This is a genomic window from Gemmatimonas phototrophica (genome assembly GCF_000695095.2).
Classification (GTDB): domain Bacteria; phylum Gemmatimonadota; class Gemmatimonadetes; order Gemmatimonadales; family Gemmatimonadaceae; genus Gemmatimonas; species Gemmatimonas phototrophica.
The window spans coordinates 3,084,011-3,106,168 of the sequence record NZ_CP011454.1 but is presented as its reverse complement, the minus strand read 5'-3'; the positions used below and the strand labels follow the sequence as shown (position 1 = coordinate 3,106,168).

15 protein-coding genes are annotated in these 22,158 nt (G+C 63.7%); 10 read left to right on the top strand and 5 right to left on the bottom strand.

Annotated elements, in window-relative coordinates:
* Nucleotides 1–42 precede the first annotated feature (42 nt).
* Both GEMMAAP_RS13150 and GEMMAAP_RS13145 read left to right on the top strand, forming a co-directional pair.
* Nucleotides 43–2,325 carry a hybrid sensor histidine kinase/response regulator gene (locus GEMMAAP_RS13150; protein WP_082821307.1) on the top strand — a complete coding sequence of 761 codons (2,283 nt, stop codon included), beginning with the start codon at nt 43–45 and terminating at the stop codon, nt 2,323–2,325.
* Nucleotides 2,303–5,320 carry a chemotaxis protein CheB gene (locus tag GEMMAAP_RS13145; protein WP_053333783.1) on the top strand — a complete coding sequence of 1,006 codons (3,018 nt, stop codon included), beginning with the start codon at nt 2,303–2,305 and terminating at the stop codon, nt 5,318–5,320. The genes GEMMAAP_RS13150 and GEMMAAP_RS13145 overlap by 23 nt, the downstream gene beginning before the upstream one ends.
* A gap of 25 nt (nt 5,321–5,345) precedes the next feature.
* Here GEMMAAP_RS13145 and argJ read toward each other — a convergent pair whose 3' ends face one another.
* Together argJ and GEMMAAP_RS13135 are read right to left on the bottom strand one after the other, a co-directional pair.
* Entirely contained in the window at nt 5,346–6,524 is a 1,179-nt protein-coding gene (argJ, locus tag GEMMAAP_RS13140) for a bifunctional glutamate N-acetyltransferase/amino-acid acetyltransferase ArgJ (RefSeq protein ID WP_026848824.1), read from the bottom strand.
* Nucleotides 6,525–6,527: 3 nt separating this feature from the next.
* A complete protein-coding gene (locus GEMMAAP_RS13135; RefSeq protein WP_145979131.1) occupies nt 6,528–7,664 on the bottom strand; it encodes a two-component system sensor histidine kinase NtrB in 1,137 nt (378 codons plus the stop codon).
* 254 nt (nt 7,665–7,918) lie between these two features.
* Here GEMMAAP_RS13135 and GEMMAAP_RS13130 point away from each other — a divergent pair, with 254 nt between their 5' ends.
* Nucleotides 7,919–8,446 (top strand): MarR family transcriptional regulator, encoded by a 528-nt coding sequence (locus GEMMAAP_RS13130; RefSeq protein WP_145979130.1) that lies wholly within the window; start codon nt 7,919–7,921, stop codon nt 8,444–8,446.
* 198 nt (nt 8,447–8,644) lie between these two features.
* Here GEMMAAP_RS13130 and GEMMAAP_RS13125 read toward each other — a convergent pair whose 3' ends face one another.
* A complete protein-coding gene (locus tag GEMMAAP_RS13125) occupies nt 8,645–10,087 on the bottom strand; it encodes an MBL fold metallo-hydrolase (RefSeq protein ID WP_026848827.1) in 1,443 nt (480 codons plus the stop codon).
* 150 nt (nt 10,088–10,237) lie between these two features.
* Here GEMMAAP_RS13125 and GEMMAAP_RS20595 point away from each other — a divergent pair, with 150 nt between their 5' ends.
* Nucleotides 10,238–10,861 carry a hypothetical protein gene (locus tag GEMMAAP_RS20595; protein ID WP_026848828.1) on the top strand — a complete coding sequence of 208 codons (624 nt, stop codon included), beginning with the start codon at nt 10,238–10,240 and terminating at the stop codon, nt 10,859–10,861.
* Between the two features lie 118 nt (nt 10,862–10,979).
* The gene (locus GEMMAAP_RS13115; protein WP_026848829.1) at nt 10,980–13,133 is read left to right on the top strand and encodes a TonB-dependent receptor family protein; all 2,154 of its coding nucleotides are present in this window, start codon (nt 10,980–10,982) and stop codon (nt 13,131–13,133) included.
* A gap of 58 nt (nt 13,134–13,191) precedes the next feature.
* Here the strand turns inward: GEMMAAP_RS13115 and GEMMAAP_RS13110 are convergent, their stop codons facing one another.
* The gene (locus GEMMAAP_RS13110) at nt 13,192–14,247 is read right to left on the bottom strand and encodes a hypothetical protein (protein WP_043579527.1); all 1,056 of its coding nucleotides are present in this window, start codon (nt 14,245–14,247) and stop codon (nt 13,192–13,194) included.
* A 135-nt stretch (nt 14,248–14,382) separates the two neighbouring features.
* Between GEMMAAP_RS13110 and GEMMAAP_RS13105 the strand changes: the two genes are divergently transcribed.
* Nucleotides 14,383–14,760, top strand: a complete 378-nt coding sequence (locus GEMMAAP_RS13105) for a hypothetical protein (protein ID WP_026848831.1) — start codon at nt 14,383–14,385, stop codon at nt 14,758–14,760.
* Between the two features lie 180 nt (nt 14,761–14,940).
* On the opposite strand, the gene sppA is transcribed toward GEMMAAP_RS13105, so the two are convergent.
* On the bottom strand, nt 14,941–16,827 hold the full coding sequence (gene sppA, locus GEMMAAP_RS13100; protein WP_026848832.1) for a signal peptide peptidase SppA: 1,887 nt from the start codon (nt 16,825–16,827) through the stop codon (nt 14,941–14,943).
* A gap of 175 nt (nt 16,828–17,002) precedes the next feature.
* Between sppA and GEMMAAP_RS13095 the strand changes: the two genes are divergently transcribed.
* The 4 genes from GEMMAAP_RS13095 to GEMMAAP_RS13080 all read left to right on the top strand — a co-directional run bounded on the left by GEMMAAP_RS13095 (nt 17,003) and on the right by GEMMAAP_RS13080 (nt 22,131).
* Nucleotides 17,003–18,793 carry an acyl-CoA dehydrogenase C-terminal domain-containing protein gene (locus tag GEMMAAP_RS13095; RefSeq protein WP_026848833.1) on the top strand — a complete coding sequence of 597 codons (1,791 nt, stop codon included), beginning with the start codon at nt 17,003–17,005 and terminating at the stop codon, nt 18,791–18,793.
* Between the two features lie 232 nt (nt 18,794–19,025).
* On the top strand, nt 19,026–20,147 hold the full coding sequence (locus GEMMAAP_RS13090) for a sensor domain-containing diguanylate cyclase (protein WP_158514854.1): 1,122 nt from the start codon (nt 19,026–19,028) through the stop codon (nt 20,145–20,147).
* 346 nt (nt 20,148–20,493) lie between these two features.
* The gene (locus GEMMAAP_RS13085) at nt 20,494–21,201 is read left to right on the top strand and encodes a PEP-CTERM sorting domain-containing protein (RefSeq protein WP_043579529.1); all 708 of its coding nucleotides are present in this window, start codon (nt 20,494–20,496) and stop codon (nt 21,199–21,201) included.
* A 261-nt stretch (nt 21,202–21,462) separates the two neighbouring features.
* Entirely contained in the window at nt 21,463–22,131 is a 669-nt protein-coding gene (locus GEMMAAP_RS13080) for a PEP-CTERM sorting domain-containing protein (protein WP_026848835.1), read from the top strand.
* The last annotated feature ends 27 nt before the right edge of the window (nt 22,132–22,158 follow it).

Below are 22,158 nucleotides of genomic sequence, written 5' to 3'. Positions count from 1 at the left end.
GTTGGGTTACTGTCACTGCTGCCAGTCTCCCGGAATCTGATATTGATCCAACCGATAGTCCTCGAGCCTGGCCAGCTTACACTCGATGCGTTTCCTGATACCCACATCGTGCTCGATGCGGCTGGGGCCCTGCTGGCCGCCAGCACGTCGTTCGACCAGCGGCTGCTGTCCGAGCCCCGCGCCCTGCAGCACCTGGCGACTGTAGAGCAGTCTCCGGTGGAGGTCGCTGCCGATCATGAGGGGCAGCGGCACGTCTATGCGGCGTCATGGAACGCCTGCGTGTGGTCGGGAACCGCAGCACGGCTGGTACGCCTGCTGGATGTCACCGTGGAACGCACCCACACGGAGCATCTGGAGCGCCACGTACAGTCTCTCGATGAGGTGCTGGATGCGCTCCCGGCCAGTCTGCTCATTCTCGACGGCGACGGCCGCATTCTCTCCGGCAATGCCCGCTGGCACGTCTCGGCGCGCGAGAACGGCCTTGCGCTGGAAAACGCCGGCATTGGGGCCAGCTATCTCGATGTCTGTGATCGCTCTGCGGCCGTTGGTGACCACGAAGCCGCCGCGGTAGGGGACGGACTGCGCTCGGTACTCACTCGCAAGGCCCTCGCCTTCGATATGGAGTACCGCCTGCCGGCAAGCGACGAAGAGCAATGGTACCGCCTGTCCATCAATGCGCTCAGTGGCCACGCGGGAGCCGTCGTTCAGCATTTCGACACCACGGAATCGCACCGGGAGCAACGGGAGCGCAAGGAGGCACTGGCCCACTTCAAGGCGGTCTTTGATGGGGCGCTCGATGGGATTGTCATGTACGACGACCGTATGCGTGTGCTGCGCACCAACGCCGCCGTCAACACGCTCATGGCGGCATCCGACGAGCCCTCGGGCACATTCTCGCTGATCGACCTGGTTGTGCCCGAAGATCACGCGGCGTTGCACGAACAGCATGCCATACTGCTGCGCGAAGGGGCCAGCCGAGGCGTGTTGCGGCTTCGCCGAGCGGACAACACGATGGTGGAAGTGGAGTATGCCAGCCGCGCCAACATCATCCCGGGCCGTCATGTGGCCATTGTTCGCGACATGACCGCGGCGCGTCAGTTGGAACTGCAGCTCCGGCAGGCGCAAAAGATGGAAGCCCTGGGGCAGCTCACCGGTGGCATTGCGCACGACTTCAACAATATCCTGACCATCATTTTGGCGCATGCGGATCTGTTGCTGTCGGACGAGCAAGTGCGGCACGATGTCCGGGAAGGCCTCACCGAGATGCTGCGCGCCGCCCAGCGCGGCGCGGACATGGTGCGCAAGCTCATGGCCTTTGGACGCCGCGAACAGTTGCGAGTGGGATCCACCCGGATTGTTACACTCATGCGTGATGTCTCCGGCATCCTGAAGCGCCTTCTCCCGGAAACCATCGTCGTGCACTGCCAGGTGGAGGGCGATATGCCCTCCGTGCTCGCGGACGCCACGGCCGTCCAGCAGATTCTGCTCAACTTGGCGACCAACGCCCGGGATGCGATGCGGGAGGGCGGAGGCGACCTGCGCATCCTCGTCCGCACGGCCTCCGGCGCGGCACGGGTCGGCGCGGGCGTCCCCCATGACGTGCATCCGCTCCGACATGTCGTGGTAACAGTGACCGACACCGGTACCGGCATGTCGGCGGAAACGCTATCCCGCATCTTCGAGCCGTTTTATACCACCAAGAGCGTGGGCGAGGGCACCGGACTTGGCATGTCCATGGTATACGGCCTGATGGAGCAAATGGGGGGGCGTGTATCGATCGAGAGCGACCTGGGCGAGGGAACCACGGTGGCCCTGCATTTCCCCGTTGATGCCGAGATGCGCTCCGGTGCGGAGGCCCCGGTGGCGTTCGCTGCCGGCGGCCGTCTGGGCCATGAGCACATCCTGCTGGTGGAGGATGACGACGCGATCCGGATACTCTCCGCCAGGGTCCTGCGCCGGGCCGGTTATACGGTCACTGAAGCCGTGAGCGGGAACGATGCCGCCGCCCTCCTCCAACGACAGGCGGAATCGGACGCGCCCCCGTACGATCTGCTGGTATCCGATGTCGTGATGCCACACGGCGATGGCTCCCGAGTTCTGGAAGCCGCTCGACAGTTCGCGGCGCAGTCACGTATTGTGTGGGTGACGGGCTATGCCGGTGGTAGTTACACCGGCCAGCACGTGCAAGCCCCCTGTGATGCCCCCATTATCCAGAAGCCGTGGACCACGGGCGATTTTCTCGCGCGTGTCCGCAGCGTGCTTGATGGCCCTCCCAACGTGCCCTCTGACTCATCCGTGACGAATGAGCACTCCCGTGCAGGATAGTGGCGTGACCGACATTGCCAGCCCCGGCGAAGCCCCGGCGCTGGCCATCTGCGCAATCGGGGCGAGCGCCGGCGGTCTTGAGGCATTGCAACAGTTCTTCGACAACGCCGATCCCAACCGCGGCATTGCGTACGTAGTGGTGCAGCACCTGTCGCCGGATCACAAGTCGCTCATGGTGGAGCTGCTGCGCCGTCACACCACGTTGCAGGTAGTGCGGGCGGAAGACGGCATGCGGATCGAACCGGACACGGTCTATCTCAATCCGCCCAAGACCAACATGACCATCGACGGTGCGGAGCTGCGGCTGTCGGAGCAGCCGGCCGGGCACGGGCTGCATCTCCCCATCGATGTGTTCTTTGCGTCACTGGCCCATGCCCGTGGCGAGTTCGCGGTGGGCGTCGTGCTCTCCGGCACCGGCAGTGACGGGACCCGCGGGGCACGCGAGCTCAAGGCGGAAGGCGGTCTTGTGCTGGTGCAGGACCCCACCGAGGCGCAGTTCGACGGCATGCCGCGCAGTGTGGTGGCGACGGGGCTGGCCGATCAGGTGCTCGCCGTCGGTGACATCCCCGCAACGGTTGCCCAATTCTTCCTGCGCCGCGGCGGCGTGCGGGCGCTGAGCAGTGGAGAGCAGGGGGCCGGGACGGCGTCACAGGTGCAGCGCGTACTGGGGCTTCTCCGGGACCGGCTGGGAACCGACTTCACCGGCTACAAGCCCAACACGATCATCCGGCGCATCGAGCGGCGGGTGCTCATGCACCCCGGGCTGGGGTGGGATGATTATGTCCGGATGCTCGAGGATTCCAAGCAGGAACTGGTGCAGCTGCATCGCGATCTGCTCATCAATGTCACCAAGTTTTTTCGCGATGAGGAAGCGTTCCGGCTGTTGGAGCAACGGGTCATCCCGCAACTCATTGCCGACACGCCGCCCGACGCGGAGATGCGTCTCTGGATTCCCGCCTGCTCTACCGGGGAAGAACCGTACTCCGTGGTCATTCTGCTCCTCGAGGCGCTCGAACGGCAAAAGCTGACGCGCAGCATTCGCGTCTTTGCCACCGATGTGGATCAGGATGCCGTGGAGTTTGCGGCCGCGGGCCGCTACGGCGATTCCATCGCCGCCGACATGACGCCGGAGCGACTGTCGCGCTGGTTCGTGGCCGACGGCGACGGCTACAAGGTCAGCCGGGCGTTGCGTGACCGTGTCATCTTCGCCCGCCATAACCTGCTCAAGGATCCGCCGCTCACGCGCATGGACTTCGTGTCCTGCCGCAACATGCTGATCTATCTGGGCACCGATCTCCAGCGTCGCGTGATTGCGCTGCTCGCTTATGCCCTGCGCGCGCGTGGCTTTCTGTTTCTGGGCTCCAGCGAAACCTTGGGGCCACTGGCCTCGCTCTTTGAAGTAGTCGACGCCAAGTGGAAGATGTATCAGGCCCTGCAGCCGGGGCGTCATTCACTGGCCGAAGCGCTGCCCACACGGCCGCGCCGTCCCATGATGCAGTCGTTTTCGGTGACGACCGCCGCCGAACAGGCCGTCCTCGCCACGCGCGCCAATGTGTCGCGCTCGGCGAGCGATGAAGGGCTGCTGGAACACGTGTTCCAGGAACTCACGGATGTCCTCAAGCTGCGCTGTGTGGTGCTGGATGCGGACTACCAGTTGCTGCACACCTTCGGGGATGTCTCCGGACTGCTCAAGGTACCGGCCGGTCGCTCCACGCTGGAAATCTTCAAGCTGCTGCCGCGCCAGTTGAGTGCGGCGCTTCGAGCGGCGCTGGCACGCGTCGCCAAGGAAAACCGGGATGTCCTCTTTGAAGGCATCGAGGTGGAGCCGAACGCACCGACGGTGCGCCTGCATGTCCGGCCACTGGATATCGGCCCTGATCGGCAGCGGACCTATGTGATCTTCTTTGAGAGCGGTCCCAAACCGCTCGATGGTGGCGTGGCCGATCGATTTGCCGCCGACGACTCATCGTCGCTCCGGTTGTCGCAGCTGGAGCACGAGCTGCAATACACCAAGGAGAATCTGCAGGCCACGATTGAAGAATTGGAAACCTCCAACGAGGAGTTGCAGGCGACCAATGAAGAGTTGCTGGCCTCCAATGAGGAGTTGCAGAGTACCAACGAAGAACTGCAGTCGGTGAACGAGGAGTTGCAGACGGTCAACGCCGAGTATCAGGAAAAGATCGCCGAGCTCATCAGCCTGAATAACGATATCGAGAACCTGCTGCGCACCACCGGCGTTGGCACGCTGTTCGTGGACTCCTCGTTGCGCATTCGCAAGTTCACCGATGCGGCGCTGCGGTTGCTCAACGTGATGCCGCAGGATATCGGGCGGCCGCTGGAGCATATCGCCGCCAAAGTTCCCGGCGTGGATATCGTGGGCATGTGCCGTCGCGTCATGGTCGGGTCCGTCCCGGAATCACATGAGGTGCAGGCGCCGGATGGCTCGCACCTGCACATCAAGGTGCTGCCGTATCTCACGGGCGAGGCGGGGCCGCACGGCGTCATTGTCAGCGTCATCGATGTGACCGAGGTGAAGCGGGGCGAAGAGCGATTGCAGCATATCCTCGACTCCATCCCCTCGTCGCTCGCCGTGCTGGGCCCCGATGGCACCATCGTGCAGACCAATGCCGAATGGACCCGCTACGCGCAGGCCAACGATGCCGCGCCGGCACTGGTATCGGGGATTGGCTTGAACTACGTCGCGATCTGCAACGCGTCGGTCGATGATCCCATGGCGCAAGCAGTGGGACGCGGGCTGCGGGAATTACTGGCCGGAAAGCGCGAGCGCTTCGAGTTGCAGTACCCGTGCCACTCACCAGACAAGCGTCGGTTCTTTCTGCTGCAGGCCACGGCCCTCGCCGACATCTCCCCGCGGGGGGCCCTCGTCCAGCATTTCGACATCACGGCCCAAGCCGTCAAACTAGAGCAACTCACCGAGTGGGTGGCCGAGGTGGCGGAGCTCAATCTTGGCAACCTGCCGGCGATTCCGGAGTAGTGCCGGTACCTCGTACTCCTCGTCCTTACGACGAGTAGTACGAGGCATTCTCCTCGATGTACCCCTTGGTGAAGTCACAGCCGTAGGCGATGGCGTCGCCGCTCCCGACCCCCAACGCCACGCGCAGCACCACCACTTCCTGCGACAGGGTGGTGCGCACCACGGCGTCGTCGAAGGCCAGTCGTTCGCCGTGGCCTACCACCTGAAAGCCGTTGATCCAGGCGTCGGTGGTGTCGGGGCGAATGGTACAGTCGAAACACTTGCCCACGGCCATCAGCAGGCGCCCCACATTGGGGTCGGCGCCATGAACCATCGTTTTCACCAACGGTGAGTTCACAATGGACTTGGCCACCACATGTGCTTCCTGTGCCGTCAGGGCTCCCGTCACCTCGACCCGGATGAGATGTTCCGCCCCCTCGCCATCGCGGGCGAGGATCTGCGTCATGCGGGTGCAGCCGGCAATCAGGACACGCAGAAATTCCGTTTCGTCCACGGCGCCGGCCAATCCGTTCGCCAGCAGGGCACAGGTGTCCGACGTGCTGGTGTCCGTGTCGACCGACAGCATGTTGAACGAGGGGGCCACGGCCGCGCGAAGCAGGCGATCGAGCGTGGCGGCATCAAAGGCCGCATCGGTGAAGATGTAGGACAGCATGGTGGCCATGTTGGGCTCGATCATCCCCGACCCCTTGGCGACCCAGGTGATGGTCGCCGGGCCCACGCTGGCGGAAAGCGCCTTAGGGTGCGTGTCGGTCGTCATGATGCCTTCGGCGCCCACCATGGGATCGCCCTGAAGTTCGGCCGTCATGCCGACCACGCCGGCCTCGATCTTTTCAATCGGGAGCTGAACGCCGATCACCCCGGTCGAACTCACCAGTATCCGATCGGCCGACGTTCCCAGTTCGGCCGCCGCCGCCGTGGCCATGCGGCGGGCATTCTCCACGCCGCGCGCGCCGGTTGCCACGTTGCTCACCTTGCTGTTGGCAATCACGGCACGCAGCACACCCCCCTTGATCGTCTCCCGCCCAAGAATGATGGGCGCCCCGGGGAAATGATTGCGGGTAAACACGGCCGCCGCGGCGGCGTCCACGTCACTGGCAAAGAGCGTGAGATCGCGGGCGCTGGGCTTGAGCCCCACGTTGCGGCTGGCGCAGCGGAAGCCGCGCGGGAAAACCGGCGTGGCATGAAAAAGGGAGGTGTCGGACATCCCTCAAAGCTGGAAGCCTGCAGCGGTGCGCGCCAGTTCCAACGGCTGGAGCACCGACGTCATGGGCAGCCGCACCACGAAGGTGGCCCCGTGCCCCGTGCTGTTGAGCAACGTGACGGTACCGCCAATCGCCTGCACCGATTGATGAACCAGGGAGAGCCCAATGCCCATGCTCCCGGTGCGCAGGTTGGCGTGACGCTCACCGGACATCGGCTGAAAAATGAGGTCGCGCAGATGATCCGGGACACGCATCCCATCATCCTCGACCCGAATGACGCAGTGATCGTCCTCGGTGGTGATCGACAACCGCACTTCGCCCCCGACCGGTGAGGCTTCCACCGCATTCTGCACCAGATTGTACAAGGTCTGCCGCAACAGCGCGTCGGGCACCGGGACCAGCGCCGGGGCGCCGCGCAGTTCGGTGGTAATGCGCACCGCGCGACGACGGTTCACCTGATCCAGGAACGCCACCGCGTCCTTGACCGCCAGCGCAAGATTGCTGGGCGCATCGGGCGGCGCTTCAAACTGATAGGTCTCGTACAGCGAACGGGTTACGCGCGCGATGCGCTGGATCTCGTCGTCGATCGCCTGCAGAAAGAGATAGTGCGGGTGGCTCTGCGGCACGGCATCGGCGAGCAGCAGAAAGGCATTCTGAATGCCCGCCAGGGGATTGTTGATTTCATGGGCGACGCGCGCCGAGAGCCGGCCAATGGTAGTCAGGGCCCCGATCTCCCGGAGCGCATCTTCGGAACGCCGCCGCTCGGTGACATCGCGCATCTCGCACAGCAGCGTGCCGACTGCACCATCGGCATACGAGGCGGGGGTGATGCTCACCTCCAGCAGCCCAATGCGGCCATCCAGAAGATGGGTTTCGGTTTCAAAGCGTACGGCGTTGCCGGTGCTGGCTGCCCCCAGGTGGTGTGCGACCGAGCGCTGGGCGTCGGGGAGCCCGGTGAACCACGGGGCCAGAGGGAGCGGAACATCAATGACATCAGCCGCTTTGGCCCCCACGACCTGCAAGGCGGCGGGGTTCACTTCCAGGCAAGTGCCGTTCACATCAAGAAGCAGCTGTCCTTGCAGCGCGGACACAAAAATGGCGCGGAACCGACACGCCGACCTCAGAGGGATTGGTGGGGCCATGGTGACCACCGGCGTGCAGAACGTGTGCCGTCCCACTCGCAGGGAGGAATTCCGAACTTCTCCGTCCTATTGCTTTATTAAGTTCTCTTTAACTGATATGGTCTGAAACGCTAAAATAGAGTTGTGAATGGATAAATATGGGTATCGTATGCTTGTTTATGGGGACGAACTTGCTGTTGAGCTACATCACATTCCGGAATGGAACGCGTACACTGACGTGTCCGCTGGTCTTTCCAACTATTGCCCAGACCCTCGTGCCATCACAACCATCGCTCCGGCCGTTCGACATCGCGGTTGCGCTTCGACTCGTGCTTGTGCCGGAGGATCGGTACGAGCCCCTCGCCTTGGCACTGGCGACCAGTACGAGCGCCGTGCACCGCTCCGTCGCCCGTTTGCAGCACGCCGGGATTTGCGGGGCCGGCAGTCGCACGGTGCTCGACAGCTCGTTGCATGAGTTTCTGGTGTACGGCGCGCGGTACGCGTTTCCGGCCGTGCACGGTCCTGAACGCACGGGGCTCCCCACCGCGGGGGCCCACCCGGAGATCGCCACGGTGTTCGGCGACGGTGAGCCCATCCGTTCGCTGGTGTGGCCCATGGAAGGCGGCCCGGCCCGCGGCGAAACGCTGGTCCCCCTATTCAATGGCGTCACCAAGGTGGCCGCACGCGACGGTCGTCTTCACAAAATGCTTGCCTGCGTGGACGCTATTCGCGTGGGAAGCACCCGCCAGCGCGGCACGGCCAGTGAGCTGCTGCAGCATCTGATCGCCACTCGCCTGCAGTAACCTCCGCACCACTGGCGCCAGTACCATCCCGGCTCGGCGTTGCTCATTACGCCGATGCCGGTGTGGACGAATTCATTGCAACCAATCACTCAGTCAACTGCCAGTCAGCTGCAGTGCCCACTCTTAGTGTGGGGCCGGTGACACCCGGCACGGACATGATTAGTCATCAGCGTCACTTCAGCGTCATCTCATTCGGGATCAGACGTTGACGAGATCACTTGAAAGACTGGTGGGCAAACCGTTGGCCTGCCACCCTGCGTAGCCTCCCTGCAGATTTACGGCGTCGCGGCGGCCAAGTCGATGCAGCAGGCTGGTCGCAATCGCCGACCGTGCCCCCGACTGACACTGCACTACCAGCGGGGCCGCCGGGAGCTCCGCCAGACGCTCCGGCAATTCCCCCAGAGGGATATGGCGCGCGTGCGGAATGTGGCCAGCGGCCCATTCGCTCCGCCCGCGCACGTCGAGCACGGCCTGCCCCTCACCCAGCGCCGCCAGCTCAGCCGCCGTGCGCTGCTTGATCTGCCCCGGCACACCACCGTGGCCCACATACTCGGCCAGCACATCATCAACCACTGCCCAGCCGATCACCCGGTCCATGCCAATGTGGAACAGATCATGACGCGCCCGCTCCACCAGGGCCTCGCCGTCGGCCGGGGCCAGCAGCACAATGTCGGCCGTATACGGCACCAGTGACCCCACCCAGGTACTGAATGACTTGCTGTAGGCCACACTCAAGCTGCCAGGCAGATGCTGCGCCGCAAACGCGGCCGCACTGCGCACATCAATGTGCCACACCGCGGGCTGTCCCAGCTGCGCACGCACGGCACTGGCCGACAGTCGCGGCAACGGGGCCAAGGCACCCAGTACAGGCGCTCCGTCACGATTGATGCGCTTCATCTCGGCGAAATAGCGCGGCGGCTCCGGCTGCCCCTCCAGCACCATGCGCACGAAATCGTCTTCGTTGGTGGTCCCTACCCCCCAATTGGCCAGCTTCTCGTATCCCACCGTACTGGAGGGCACCGCCCCCAGCGCCTTGCCGCACGCGGACCCCGCGCCATGCCCCGGCCACACCTGGAGATAGTCCGGCAGCGATCGGAAGCGCTGCACCGACGCAAACAACGTGTGCGCCCCGGCTTCCATGGTATTGGCGACCTTTGCCGCCTTCTCCAGCAGATCCGGACGCCCCACATCGCCGACAAATACAAAATCTCCCGTGAGGACCCCCATGGCACCGGCGCCGCGGGGGGTATCCGTCACCACAAACGATAGATGCTCCGGTGTGTGCCCCGGCGTATGCATCACATCCAGGCGGATGTTCCCCACCATGATCCGATCCCCGTCGCGCAGCAGGGTGGCTCCGTCGGCGGCAGCAAAGGCGTACTGCCAATCCGGACCACCTTCTGCCGAGAGGAACAGCTGCGCTCCCGTGGCGGCACGCAGTTCACGGGCGCCCGACACGAAATCCGCGTGGATGTGCGTCTCCGTGATATGCGTGATCCGGAGCCCTTCGGCGCGCGCAACTTCGAGGTACGGCGCCGGGTCGCGGAGTGGATCGATGACGATGGCTTCACCCGTGGCCTGGCAGCCAATCAGGTAGCTCGCCTGAGCGAGTGCTTGGTCGTACAGTTGGCGGAAGAACATGGGAGGAAATTTACACCGAACGGTGTGGGTGAATCGTGGCTGGTGGTGACGAGCGGCTTGTCACAGAAATGTTTGGATTAATGCTCACGTTGTGACAGGAATGCCGATGCCGCTATGTCGTGGTAATCGTCCATTCCGTAACATGATGCCATGTCCTCTTCTCCGCTGCGCCGTCCCTCTACGTTGGCGGCCGACAAGTTTCGCGCCGCGCAGCGCCCGGCGGGGTGGATGCCACCGTCGCCGGCGGCCGCCAAACCGGAGGACCCTTCCATGATGGGCGGACGGGCACTGTACGCAACGGGAAAACCCTCACGGCAAGCTGGTGCGCAGCGCGCCCGGATGGCTGGTACCGCTGACTACACCTCACCGCCGGTCAGCGCCTCCGTGTCGCGCGCCGAGCGTGACCATGTGCTGGTTACCAGTCTGGTCGTGGTGTTCGTTATGCTCACCATTGCCATTGCGAGTCTCAAGGTCAGCGGCAGCATGACGGCCGACCGCAGCCGAACCGCCGTGTCAGGAACGCTGACCAAGGTCTATGCCCAGCAGTCGGCCTTCCGCATTCTCAACCAGCGCTTTGCCACCTGGCCCGAACTCCGCGCCCGCGGGATGACCCTGCCAACGGAGCAGCGCGTGGTGGAATCCAATGCGTCCCGCTCGCACTGGTTCATGTCGGTGCGCGATACCAACACCGGCATCATTTGTTCGCGCACCGGAGAGCTGTTCGACGACAGCCCGCTCGATCGGAAACCCAGCTGCTCCACCGACACGAAGTGACGCCCGGCTGCGGGAATTGAGGCCAAGGGATTCCCTCCCTCCTCCCCACACGATAGATCGCAGGGTGCTTCAAAATCCTGCCTCCGCATCCGGACGCGTCTGTCGTCCACTCCTCGCCGTGATCGCTGCCGGCGTCCGCTCGCTGGTACAAATGGGGCTGCTGGCCGGTGCGCTCACCCCGTCGCTGCACGCCCAGCAAACCACACCTCAGTCGGCAGCCGATTCCGCGAAAGCGCGGGCCGCGCAGAATCTCCAGGCGGTCAACGTCAGCGTAACCCGCGACGCCGCTCGCTCGCCGTTTGAACTGCCCTTCGCGGTGTCTACCGCACCGTTGTCGGCACGGCCTGCCCTGCGCCGCACGGGCGTGAGTGATTTACTGCTGGGGGTGCCCGGTGTGCAGGTGCAGGATCGGGCCAATCCCTCGCAGGACCAGCGTATCGCCCTTCGCGGATTCGGTGCGCGCTCGGCCTTTGGTGTGCGTGGCGTCCGTGTATTGCGTGATGGCGTCCCGCTGTCGCTCCCCGATGGACAGACCCCCACCGATTGGCTGGACCTCGAAACGGTGGAGCAGGTGGATGTGGTGCGTGGCACCGCCGCCGCACTCTATGGCAATGCGGCTGGCGGCGTGATCAACATGCGCTCACGCGCACCATCATCGGCCCCGTTGAGTGCGCAGCTGCGTCTGTGGGATGGCGGCGGCTTGCAGCGCGCCAATGCCCAGCTCTCCGGAACACAGGCCGATACCACCGGCCGCTGGCAGCGGGCGGCGTGGCTGCTGTCGGCCACTCGTACCGCCGGGAATGGGCCGCGCACCTGGTCGCGTCTTGATGCGTCCAGTCTTTTTGCGCGTGGGTTGGCAACGATTGCGGGTACCCGCTGGGAAGTGCAGGGCACGCACTACGATGCCCCGCGGGCCGAGAATACCGGCGCACTCACAGCCGCCGAGCTGTCGCGTGATCCTCGCCTCCCGGATTCGCTGAATATCACGCGTCGCTCCCGCAAGGCGGCTCGCCAGTCGCAGGTGGCGCTGCTGGCCGAACGCGATGTCGCGGGTGGTACCCTGCGTGCCTCACTGTTTGGGGCGACGCGTACCCTCGACAATCCGCTGCCGTTTGCCATTGTGGCGGTGGATCGGCAGGTGGTTGGTGGTGGCGTACATGGAGCCTGGCGGCTGCCCAACACTCCGTGGCCCGTTCGACTCGGCGCTGGTGTGGACGCCCAGGCGCAAGCCGATGAGCGCTCCAACTTCGAGAATTGTGCCGCCGTCGCGCCCAGTGCGCCGCCCACCGTGCAATGCCCGGTGTCGCGTGTCGAGCGCGGAGCCACCCGTCTGGAACAGCAGGAACGGGCGTCTAGTGTGGGCGGTTACGGGCGCGTCGAAGTGGAAGCGCCGCACGGACTCTTTGCCAGCGCCGCACTGCGCTACGACCAGGTGGCGTTTCGTGTCACGGATCGCTTCATCACGGCCACCAATCTCAACGACTCCGGCAATCGAACGCTGGGCGCGGTGAGTCCGATGCTGGGACTCACCTGGCGGGCACGGCCGCTCTGGTCGCTTTATGCCAATCTGTCCACGGCGTTCGAAACGCCCACGGTCACGGAACTCACCAACCAGGCGGATGGCGCGGCAGGATTGAATGCGCAGCTCGAGCCGCAGCGGACGCGTACGGTGGAGATCGGAACGCAGGCCGTGCTCTGGCAGCATATACGCGCTGATGTCGCGCTCTTTCGCGCGGCGGTGCTGGATGAGCTGGTGCCGTTCGACGTGCCCAATCAGCCCGGACGCCGCGCCTTCCGCAATGCCGGCCGCTCCACGCGCACTGGAGCCGAAACCAGTGTGCGCGGTGAGTGGCGTGCCGTAGATATTGGCGCCGCCTACACCTGGTCCAAATTCCGCTTTGATCGCTACGATGTTGGCACCGTGTCATTCGCGGGCAAGCGCATTCCCGGTGTGCCGGAACAGTATCTGCAAGCCTTCAGCACGCTGCGCGCGCGCGGCCTCTGGAGCACGGTGGAATACACGGCGGCCTCTCGGGCCAGTGCCAATGATGCCGGTACCATTTACGGGGCCGGCTACAGCGTGTGGAACTGGCGTGCCGGGTACGATGTCCCCGCCGTGGGCGGTGTGCGAATGCAGCCCACGGTATCGCTGGAGAACGCCTTTGATCGGCGCTACGCGTCGAGCCTCGTGGTCAATGCCACACGCAATCGCTACTTCGAACCGGGACTGCCGCGACGCGTGTCGTTCCTGATGTCGCTGTCGTGGGAGTGAGGCGGTTGAACGGCGGTGTGCCCTCTAGCAGTTCAAACCGAGTCGCCGAACACCCATTCTACTGATACTGGATGTACAACGGCTTCGGCGTGAGCGCCAACAGCTGTGTCGGCGTCATGAGGGGCCCGCCGTACTTGCGATCGTTCTTGTAGAACAACTTGAATCCGGCAAACTGCACGGGCTCCGCGTACACATACGCCGCGTACGAATCGCGCTTGAGACTTGGCGGCCCCCAGCCGTCCATGTGGATGACCACCTGCACCCGCGGATCGCGCTTGATCTTCGTGGCATTCGTCAGCATCGGCTTCGTGAACCGATGCACCACCAGAATCTTCGGCGGCAGTTTGTTGGCGGTCACGATGCGTGCCAGCTGGTCAATGACCCAGTTCACATCGGCCGCGTCATAGCTGCCAATCTTTCGCCCCGGCTTGGTGCCGTCCTTCATGGAGAATTCGGGGTCCATGCCAAAGTGCACATCGGGTTTGGACAACCACGCTTCCAGGCGTGGCAGCTCTTCCTGAATGGTGCTCAACCCCACCTGCACATCCAAAAAGAGCAGGGCGTTCCGTTCCTTCGCCCAGCCATACACCTTCTCCGTCAGGGCATCACCGTGGCGCATGCGGTACTTGCCGTCCTTCCCCGCATCTCCCTGAGCCACGGTGGTAATGAGGTGCAATGCCGGCTGCACCGGCGTTGACGGGTCGGCCTTGCGCCACGCCGCCACTTCACGGTCTAGGCGCTGCAGCATCTCCGGCTTGGGGTACTCGCCCAGCACACCCATGCGCTTGGAGAAGGGATTGCCATAGTACGCAATGATGCGCGAGGCCGGCAGCACGCTCCCGGGGAGTGGAGAGGGGCCCGGCACAGGCCATACGGGAGTGGGTTTTCCCGCCAGCGCACGCGCGGCGGCAGATGTCCCGCCCGTGGGATAAGCGGACTTGGCGGTGGTATCGGCGGCGGCGGTGCCTTTGGCGGCGGCCTTGGTGGTCGGCGCACTGGTCACCTTGGGGCGCGGGCCAGCCTGTGCCCGGAGTGGCAGCATAGGTGTCGCGGCTGGCCCGAGCAGAATGGTCAGCGCCGCAAGCGTGCGGGCCGGTGTGAGTCGGATAGGCATCTTCGGAATGTAGACGCCGTGGGAACCATGGTGCACACGCACCGGCTTGAGTTAGTGTCAGAGCGCACAGGATCACTGCACTTGACGATTCCTGCCAGCGGCAATGCCTTCCGTCCACCCTTTTGGTGACTCCCCATGAACATGCACAGTTCGGACGCCACGGTGTCCATCCCCGACGACATCGATCTGATCCTCGTGGATTCGGTCCCGGTCAACGACGGCATTTGGGCCTGGTACGGTATCGACGACGACCGCCCCATGGCGGCGTGGAGCCGCTTTCACGCCACCCGTTGTGTTGAGCAGCTGGCCATCAACCGGGCTCGTGTGGGGGCCGCTGAGTGGGCGTTGGCCGACGTGCAGGCCCGTGGCATCGTACCGTGCATCGCCAAGGCCGCGGCCCATCTCGCGCGCGCGCGCGCCGAGCTGGCCGATTGGGAGGCGCAGGGCCATCGGCTCGAGGCCGCCCGCAAAGTGACTCCTGGTGCCTGGACCACGCCGGTCATCGAGAGCTGAGTCGCCGCGGACGTTTCGGCGTCCTTGAGCGTACTGCGAAACGCGGAAACTGCAGAAACTGCCAACAGCACCACGGACAAAAACTGATGGGTCACAGAAGGAACACGGAAAACATGATTGATCCGTGTTCCATCCGTGACCCATCAGTTTTTATCCGTGGTGCTTTCTCTGCAGTGGCAGTTACCGCACCCGCAAAATGTACGGCAGGCGCGCATACACGCCGCGCGGATCGTTGTACGACATGAGCATCGTGAGCTCCTGCGTCACCGCGCGCGCCAGATCGGCCGCAGCGCCGCGTGCCTGCAACTGCTGCAGCGCCGCCTCTGCCCGCGCCGCCACCGGCGCCGGCTTGTTTTCCAGCAGCTCCGTAATGCGCTCCGTGGCCGACTTCACTCGCGGATACTCCCGCACCTCATAGTCGCCCGTGAGCTTGGCCAATGACGCCGCGGCCTTGAGCGCAGCATCAAGCCCGCCCAGTGAGTCCACCAGGCCAATGCGCAGCGCCTGCGTCCCCGACCACACGCGTCCTTCGGCAATGATCCGTACCGAATCGAGCGACAACGTGCGGGCGGTGGACACGCGCTGCAGGAACGCGTCGTACACGGCATCGGTGCCGCGCTGCAGCACCGCCAGCTCCGCCTCGGTGCGCGGGCGCGACAGCGTGAAAATATCGGCGTACCGGCCGGTCTTCACGGTATCGAACGTGATCCCCTGCCTGTTCGCGAGTGTCTTGATGTTGGGCACCAGCGAGAACACGCCAATGGAACCGGTAATCGTGTTGGGCTCCGCGAAAATCCGCGCGGCCGCGGTGCTGATCCAATAACCACCACTGGCCGCCAGCGAACCCATCGACACCACCACGGGCTTCGACTTGGCAATGAGAGTGAGTTCGCGCTGAATCTGCTCCGATGCAATGGCGCTGCCCCCCGGGCTGTTCACACGCAACACGACCGCCTTGACCGAAGCGGTTGTACGCAGCTTGCGCAGTTCGCGCGACAGCGCCGTGCCGCCAATCTGCCCGTCGCCACCTTCGCCATCCACGATGTCCCCTTCGGCGTAGACCACCGCCACGGCCTGGCTCGCGCCAATCATGCGGTCCTTGGCCATGGCGACTGGCGCGTAGGCATCAAGCGTGATTTGCGGCAGCGACGGCAGGTCGAGCAACTGGGCCAGTTCGGCGGCGCGGGTGCTGTCTTTGCCACCCGACTTGCCAGCGCTCTTGTCCGTCCCCGCCAGCTTCTGCAGATCGTTCAGCACCACATCGAAGTACGCCACACGGTCCACCAGCTTCGCCGAGAGCGCGTCGGCGGGCAGAATAATCCCCTGTCCATCAACAATCGTTTGCAGCGACACCGTATCCACACCGCGGCTCTGCGCGATACCGCTCTTCACCTCGCTCCATAAATCGCCCAGGAAACTCTCCACCTGCTGGCGGTTTTCCGGGCTCATGTTGGTGCGGGTGTACGGTTCCACGGCCGCCTTGAACTTGCCTACGCGGCTCACCTGCATCCCAATGCCGTACTTCTCAAACATCCCGCTCAGAAACAGCTGTTCCGACGCCAGCCCGGGGAGCAACAATGAGCCGAACGGATCGAGCGTGATCTGGCTCGCCGCCGACGCTACATAGTAGGTGGCCGCATCGGGGTTCACGAGATACGCGTGCACGGGCTTCTTCTTGGCCGCAAACGCGGTCAGCGCCTGTCGGAATTCCCGCAGGGCGGCGTAACCGGAGCGCGTGCCATCACTCGCCACCGCGCCGCGCAGCAGAATGCCACTGATCCGGTCATCTTCGGCGGCGGCCTTGATGGCCACCAACGCCGACCGCAACGGCAGCGCGTCGCGCCCGGCAGACAAGGCCTCGTCAAAGAACGACCGCTGCTCGGCCTTGGCGGGTTGGTCGGACAAGGGACGTTCGAGGTCTACGACCAGCACGGAGCCCTGCCGCACTTCCGTGGCGGGGCGGGAGCCGGCCGAGGCCGCTATGCCAATGATGAGGAGGACACCGGCCACCACACAGACGGCAATGGTGACCAGGTTCGCTGCCAGCGCCGCGAAAAACTGCTTCATGACTGTGGTTACTCCATTGGGGATGAAGAGACAATAATCGATACGGCGGGCGGTCGTGTTCGGTTCCGAGCCTCCCGGCCCGCGGCCAAAACATGACGCGACCGTCGCAAAATACCCTTGCCGCCGCACGGTCCGGGCCACAGCTTGGAGATTCACCCCACCCGAGCCCTTGCCCATGCCTGCCTACAACGCTCCGCTCGACGACATCCGGTATCTGCTGAACGACGTGCACAATATCGGCCAGCTTGCTGCGCTGCCTGGTTTTGAAGACGCCACCCCCGAGATGATCGACGAAGTGCTCGCCGGTGGGGCCAAGTTCTGCGAGGAGGTGTTGTTTCCCATCAACCAGAGCGGTGATGCGGAAGGCATTGCGCTGGTGAATGGTGAAGTGAAAACGCCATCCGGGTTCAAGGAGGCGTACCAGCGCTATACCGCCGACGGGTGGACCGCGATCAGCGCCGAACCCAAGTACGGCGGGACCGGACTCCCTGAGATGGTGCGCTTTGTCATGGAGGAGATGCTCTGTTCGGCCAACCTCTCCTTCTCCATGTATCCGGGGCTCTCTCACGGCGCGTACAGCGCGCTCATGAGTCACGGCACCGACGAGCTCAAGGAACGCTTTCTCCCCAAGCTGATTGATGGATCGTGGGGCGGCACCATGTGCCTCACCGAGGCGCATGCGGGGACGGATCTGGGGATCATTTCCACAAAGGCGGTGCCTGCTGCCGATGGCAGCTATGCCATAACCGGGCAGAAGATCTTCATTTCGGCCGGCGAGCACGACCTCACGGAAAACATCGTGCACCTGGTGTTGGCCAAGCTGCCTGACGCGCCCAGCGGCACCAAGGGTATTTCGCTGTTCCTTGTCCCCAAGTTCCTGCCCACCGCCGACGGCGGCGTGGGTGCCGCCAACGGTGTGACGTGCGGCAGCGTCGAGCACAAAATGGGCATCAAGGCGTCGGCCACCTGCGTGCTCAACTTTGACAATGCCACCGGCTGGATGGTGGGAGAGCCGCACAAAGGCATGCGCGCCATGTTCGTGATGATGAACGGTGCGCGCCTGGCGGTGGGATTGCAGGGGCTCGGCTTGTCGGAGGTGGCCTATCAGAATGCGCTGGCCTACGCGAAGGACCGTCTGCAGGGACGCTCACTCACCGGGCCCAAAAACCCGTCGGGGCCGGCCGATCCCATTCTGGTGCATCCCGATGTGCGCAAGGGACTGCTGCGTATCAAGGCGCTCAACGAAGGCATGCGCGCGCTCGCGTACGCAGTGGGCATTCGCATTGATCTGGAGCATCGCCACCCCGACCCGGCGGTGCGTCAGGAGGCCGAAGATCTGGTGGCGCTCATGACGCCGGTGATCAAGGCGTTCCTTACGGACAAGGGGTTTGACAACGCCAACATTGCGCTGCAGACGCTGGGCGGACACGGCTACATCAAGGAATACGGCATCGAGCAGTACGTGCGTGATGCGCGCATTGCCCAGATCTACGAAGGCACGAATGCCGTGCAGGCGCTGGATCTGGTGGGGCGCAAGTTGCCCATGGAAGGCGGACGGCTGGTGCGCCGCTTCTTCGAACTGGTCAAAGCCGACGTGGATACCGCGGCATCGGTGGAGGGATTGGAGGACTACGCCAAGGCCTTGGGCGCCTCGCTGTATCAATTGCAGAAGGCCACCATGCTGCTGGCCGAAAAAGGCTTTGCCAACGCCGACGAAGTGGGCGCGGCGGCTACCGAGTATCTGCAGCTTATGGGCTACGTGGCGGTGGGATGGCAGTGGCTGCGTATGGCCACCGTGTCTCAGGCCAAGCTGGCGGCGGGGGAGGGCGACGCCCGCTTCCATCAGGCCAAGCTCAAGACGGCGCGCTTCTACTTCGGCCGATTGCTGCCGGAGACCGCAACGCTGCTGACCGCCATTCAGGCGGGCAGTGCGCCCATTATGGCCTTTGCAGCAGACGAGTTCTGACGCCGGCGGGTCACCAAATCGCACCGTGAGGGAATGACCAGAGGGCACCGGATGAATCCGGTGTCCTCCGTGTAACAGTTGGTGTGAAAGTATTGAGCAAATGCTAAACCACAGCGGGTGTGCTGCCGAAGAACATTGTGAACCCTTCACCAGACCAATGTTCTTCAAGAAGCTCACAGAGTCACGCCCCTCGTCCGAACGAGGTAGTTCGAACGGCGCGAACGGCTCCCCAGTGCTGAAGGCCATCCCGGGTGGCGCCGGAGCTCAAAGTCCCACGGCCAGCGCGGCCCTGACCTCCGCCGAGGACAGCCTTGGGCTGGTGCTCGATGCGCTTGGCGGCGTGATCACGGCCCTGTCGCGATACCCCATCGATCTCCCTGATCGATCAGGCGAGGAAATCTCGCGCGAACTGTCCAAGTGGCATCGGCATGCCACGCTGGGCTACTCGCTGGACGAGCACGGGCAGGGGTCGGTGGGGGTGCACGAACGGGACTGGGATGGCGTGGTGCGCACGATTACGGAGCAGCGCCGCGAAGAACATCGGTACGTGGAATCGTCCATCAACGAGCTGCGGGACGCGCTCTGGGCGTGTGTGGAGACGGTGCACAACGCCGTGAAGGTGGATCAGACCACCGACGGGACCACCGAGCAGCAGATGGAGCGGGCGAAGAACGCGCTCAAGCGCATGCAGACCGGCTCCATCAAGTCGGAAGTGCTGGGGGCGGTGCTGGCCATTGAAGGGGCGCTGCAAGTGCGGCGCGAGCAGCAGCAGGAGCAGTACGTCACCCTCGCCGGCAAGCTGGACCGTCTGGGCAAGCAGCTGGAGGAAGCGCGTCGCGAGAGTACGACCGACGTGTTGACGGGGCTGGGGAACCGCAAGCTGTTCGACGTCATGGCGCAGCGGGCGCTGCAGATGTTCTCACTGGGCCGTCAGCCCGTGGTGCTGCTCATGATCGACATGGACAAGCTCAAGATGGTGAACGACATGTACGGCCATCAGTCGGGCGACGTAGCCATCCAGAACCTGGGCAAGGCGCTGGGCAAGACCTTCCTGCGTCAGAGCGACGTGCTGTGCCGGTTGGGGGGCGACGAGTTTGCGGCCATTCTGCACAACACCGACTGGAAGATGGCGCAGACGTTGGCGAAGCGGTTGCAGGAGCAGCTAAGCATGATGCCCGCGCCGCACCCCAGCATGGAGTTCTCGGTGGGGGCGTCGGTGGGGGTGGCGCAGCTCGAGATCCACGAGGAGGTGGAGGAGTGGGTGGCGCGGTCGGACAAGGCGCTCTACAAGGCCAAGCAAAACGGCCGGGAGCGGGTGTGTGTGGCGGAGAGTCTGCTGCAGCGTACCGCGTAGGCGGTTCGGGTACGGCCCGCTTGGCGGGCGATGTGGAGGAGGCAAGCGGGCCCGGCGAGCGTCGGGCCCGTGTTGTTTTCCGGCCGTTCGCCAGGTCGGTTCAGACAGGTGCTGGGGCAGGGAGCATACACAGTGTTGCAGATGTGCGACAGGCGGGTGCGCTCAACTATGTAGTTGACTTCATGATGACAGCATTATGAATGTAAGATGTTGTTTTTCAATAGTTTATGCGGCGGTCGTGGCATTGGGATTTGCCACGGCCGCAAGGTGTTCTCGGCACGCATATTGATATCTATGTTGTGGAGAGAACCGAACACCCAATTACCACCACCGTGGGTTCCTGACTATGAAGAAAACCCTTGTTGCGCTCTTGGCGGCCGTGACGATCCCGCTGTCAGCTGTGAAAGCCGATCCGCCACCGGCGGCGCCTTTTTCAGTGCTGAACCCGTCCAGTCCGTCGTGTCAGATGATCAACGATGGCTTCAGCGGGTCGTACAATTGGGCTGCTGCGCCGTTTTTCTCGAACGCCGCGTTTTCTAGCTGCTCAGGAATTTGGGGCGGCAACGACAACAACTCTGGCAATCCGACCGACGACTTTAAGTCGGCGATGATTCAGTTGGGTTATCCGGCTCCTGATTATCTTCCGAACTTGGTGCAGTCAGCAAGCGCCCTTGGCGCAAATGGACTGATCACGGGAATCATTCCGCTCGCGGGTGAAACTGTCATCGGGATTCACTGGGGCGGCGGAAACGAGAACTTCAAGACGCTTTTCGGAAACGGCAACGGATACGGCACTGTCTTCTTCAAATTCAACAACCTCAACGTTTCGACGTTGCTGCTAAATGAGTCGTGGCGCGGTGGTTTCTCCAACGTCGCCGTCTATAAGACGACGGTTTGTCAGCCTGGCTCGCAGCTTCCGGAGTGCGGCGGCGGTGATGGTCAGTGCGGAGCAGGCCCATGCGTGGTCGTCCCCGAGCCTTCGACCTACGCCCTGATGGCGGCTGGCCTGCTCGGACTCGGCTTCGTCTCGCGCCGTCGTCGCAAGAACGCCTGATTCGCTCCTGAATCAACAAAAGCCCCGCCGTCGATTTTCGACGGCGGGGCTTTTTGCGTGTGGCAGCCTTGCCTCCAGGCTTGTGGCTATCGCTCAACACTACGCGTGCAAACAATCACAGAAGTGAGGCAATGCCGCTCAAAAAGGGCGCTTTTGTGCCAGCTGTGAAATGATCTATTCCACATGATGTAAGCTTTATCTTGGCATGAAATGTGATATACTGTTCACTGATTGCTTCATTCATATCACCGGTACTTGCTCATGAACTTCAAATCTGCCGCGCTGCTCGCCGCTATGCTCCTCGTCTCCCCGTCCGTTGCCATGGCCGACAAGGACAAGGACAAGGAGAAAGACAACAAGCAGCCTCCCGCGCCATCCAACAACACGCAGACCGCGTCTTGTGCCGATGCCACCCAAATGGTGTCCTTCACCGGGTACCTTGGCTGCCAGGGGCCGTTTAGCGGCAACATCAACGGCAATAACACCGGCGAAGTTGGCGCGACCGGCGCGCTCAATGGATTTGGTGGCAGCTGGCTGGGCAACTGGCAGCTGGTCGGCAAGTCCGATGACGGCAACGACGGCTGGTTCAACTCCGATCCGTACACGGCCAGCGGCAACGACTTCATTGACTTTGAAGGGCAGCTGACCGGCCTGTTCGTCATCGGGGTGAAGCAGGCCAACTTCCACAGCTTCTACCTGTACAACTGGACGAATCAGACCAAGGCCGCGCTCAACTGGCAGGGCACGGCTCCGGGAAACCCGGGCTACTCGCACGTGAACCTGTATACCGCAACGGGTGAGCAGTGCGTTCGCGACTGTGGCGGTGGCGGCACTGGCACCGTCGTCCCCGAGCCCTCCACCTACGCCCTCATGGGCGCGGGTCTGCTCGGCCTTGGCTTCGTTTCGCGTCGCCGCAAGCGCGTCAGCTGAGCGCTCCTTCGCCGCACAAAACAAACC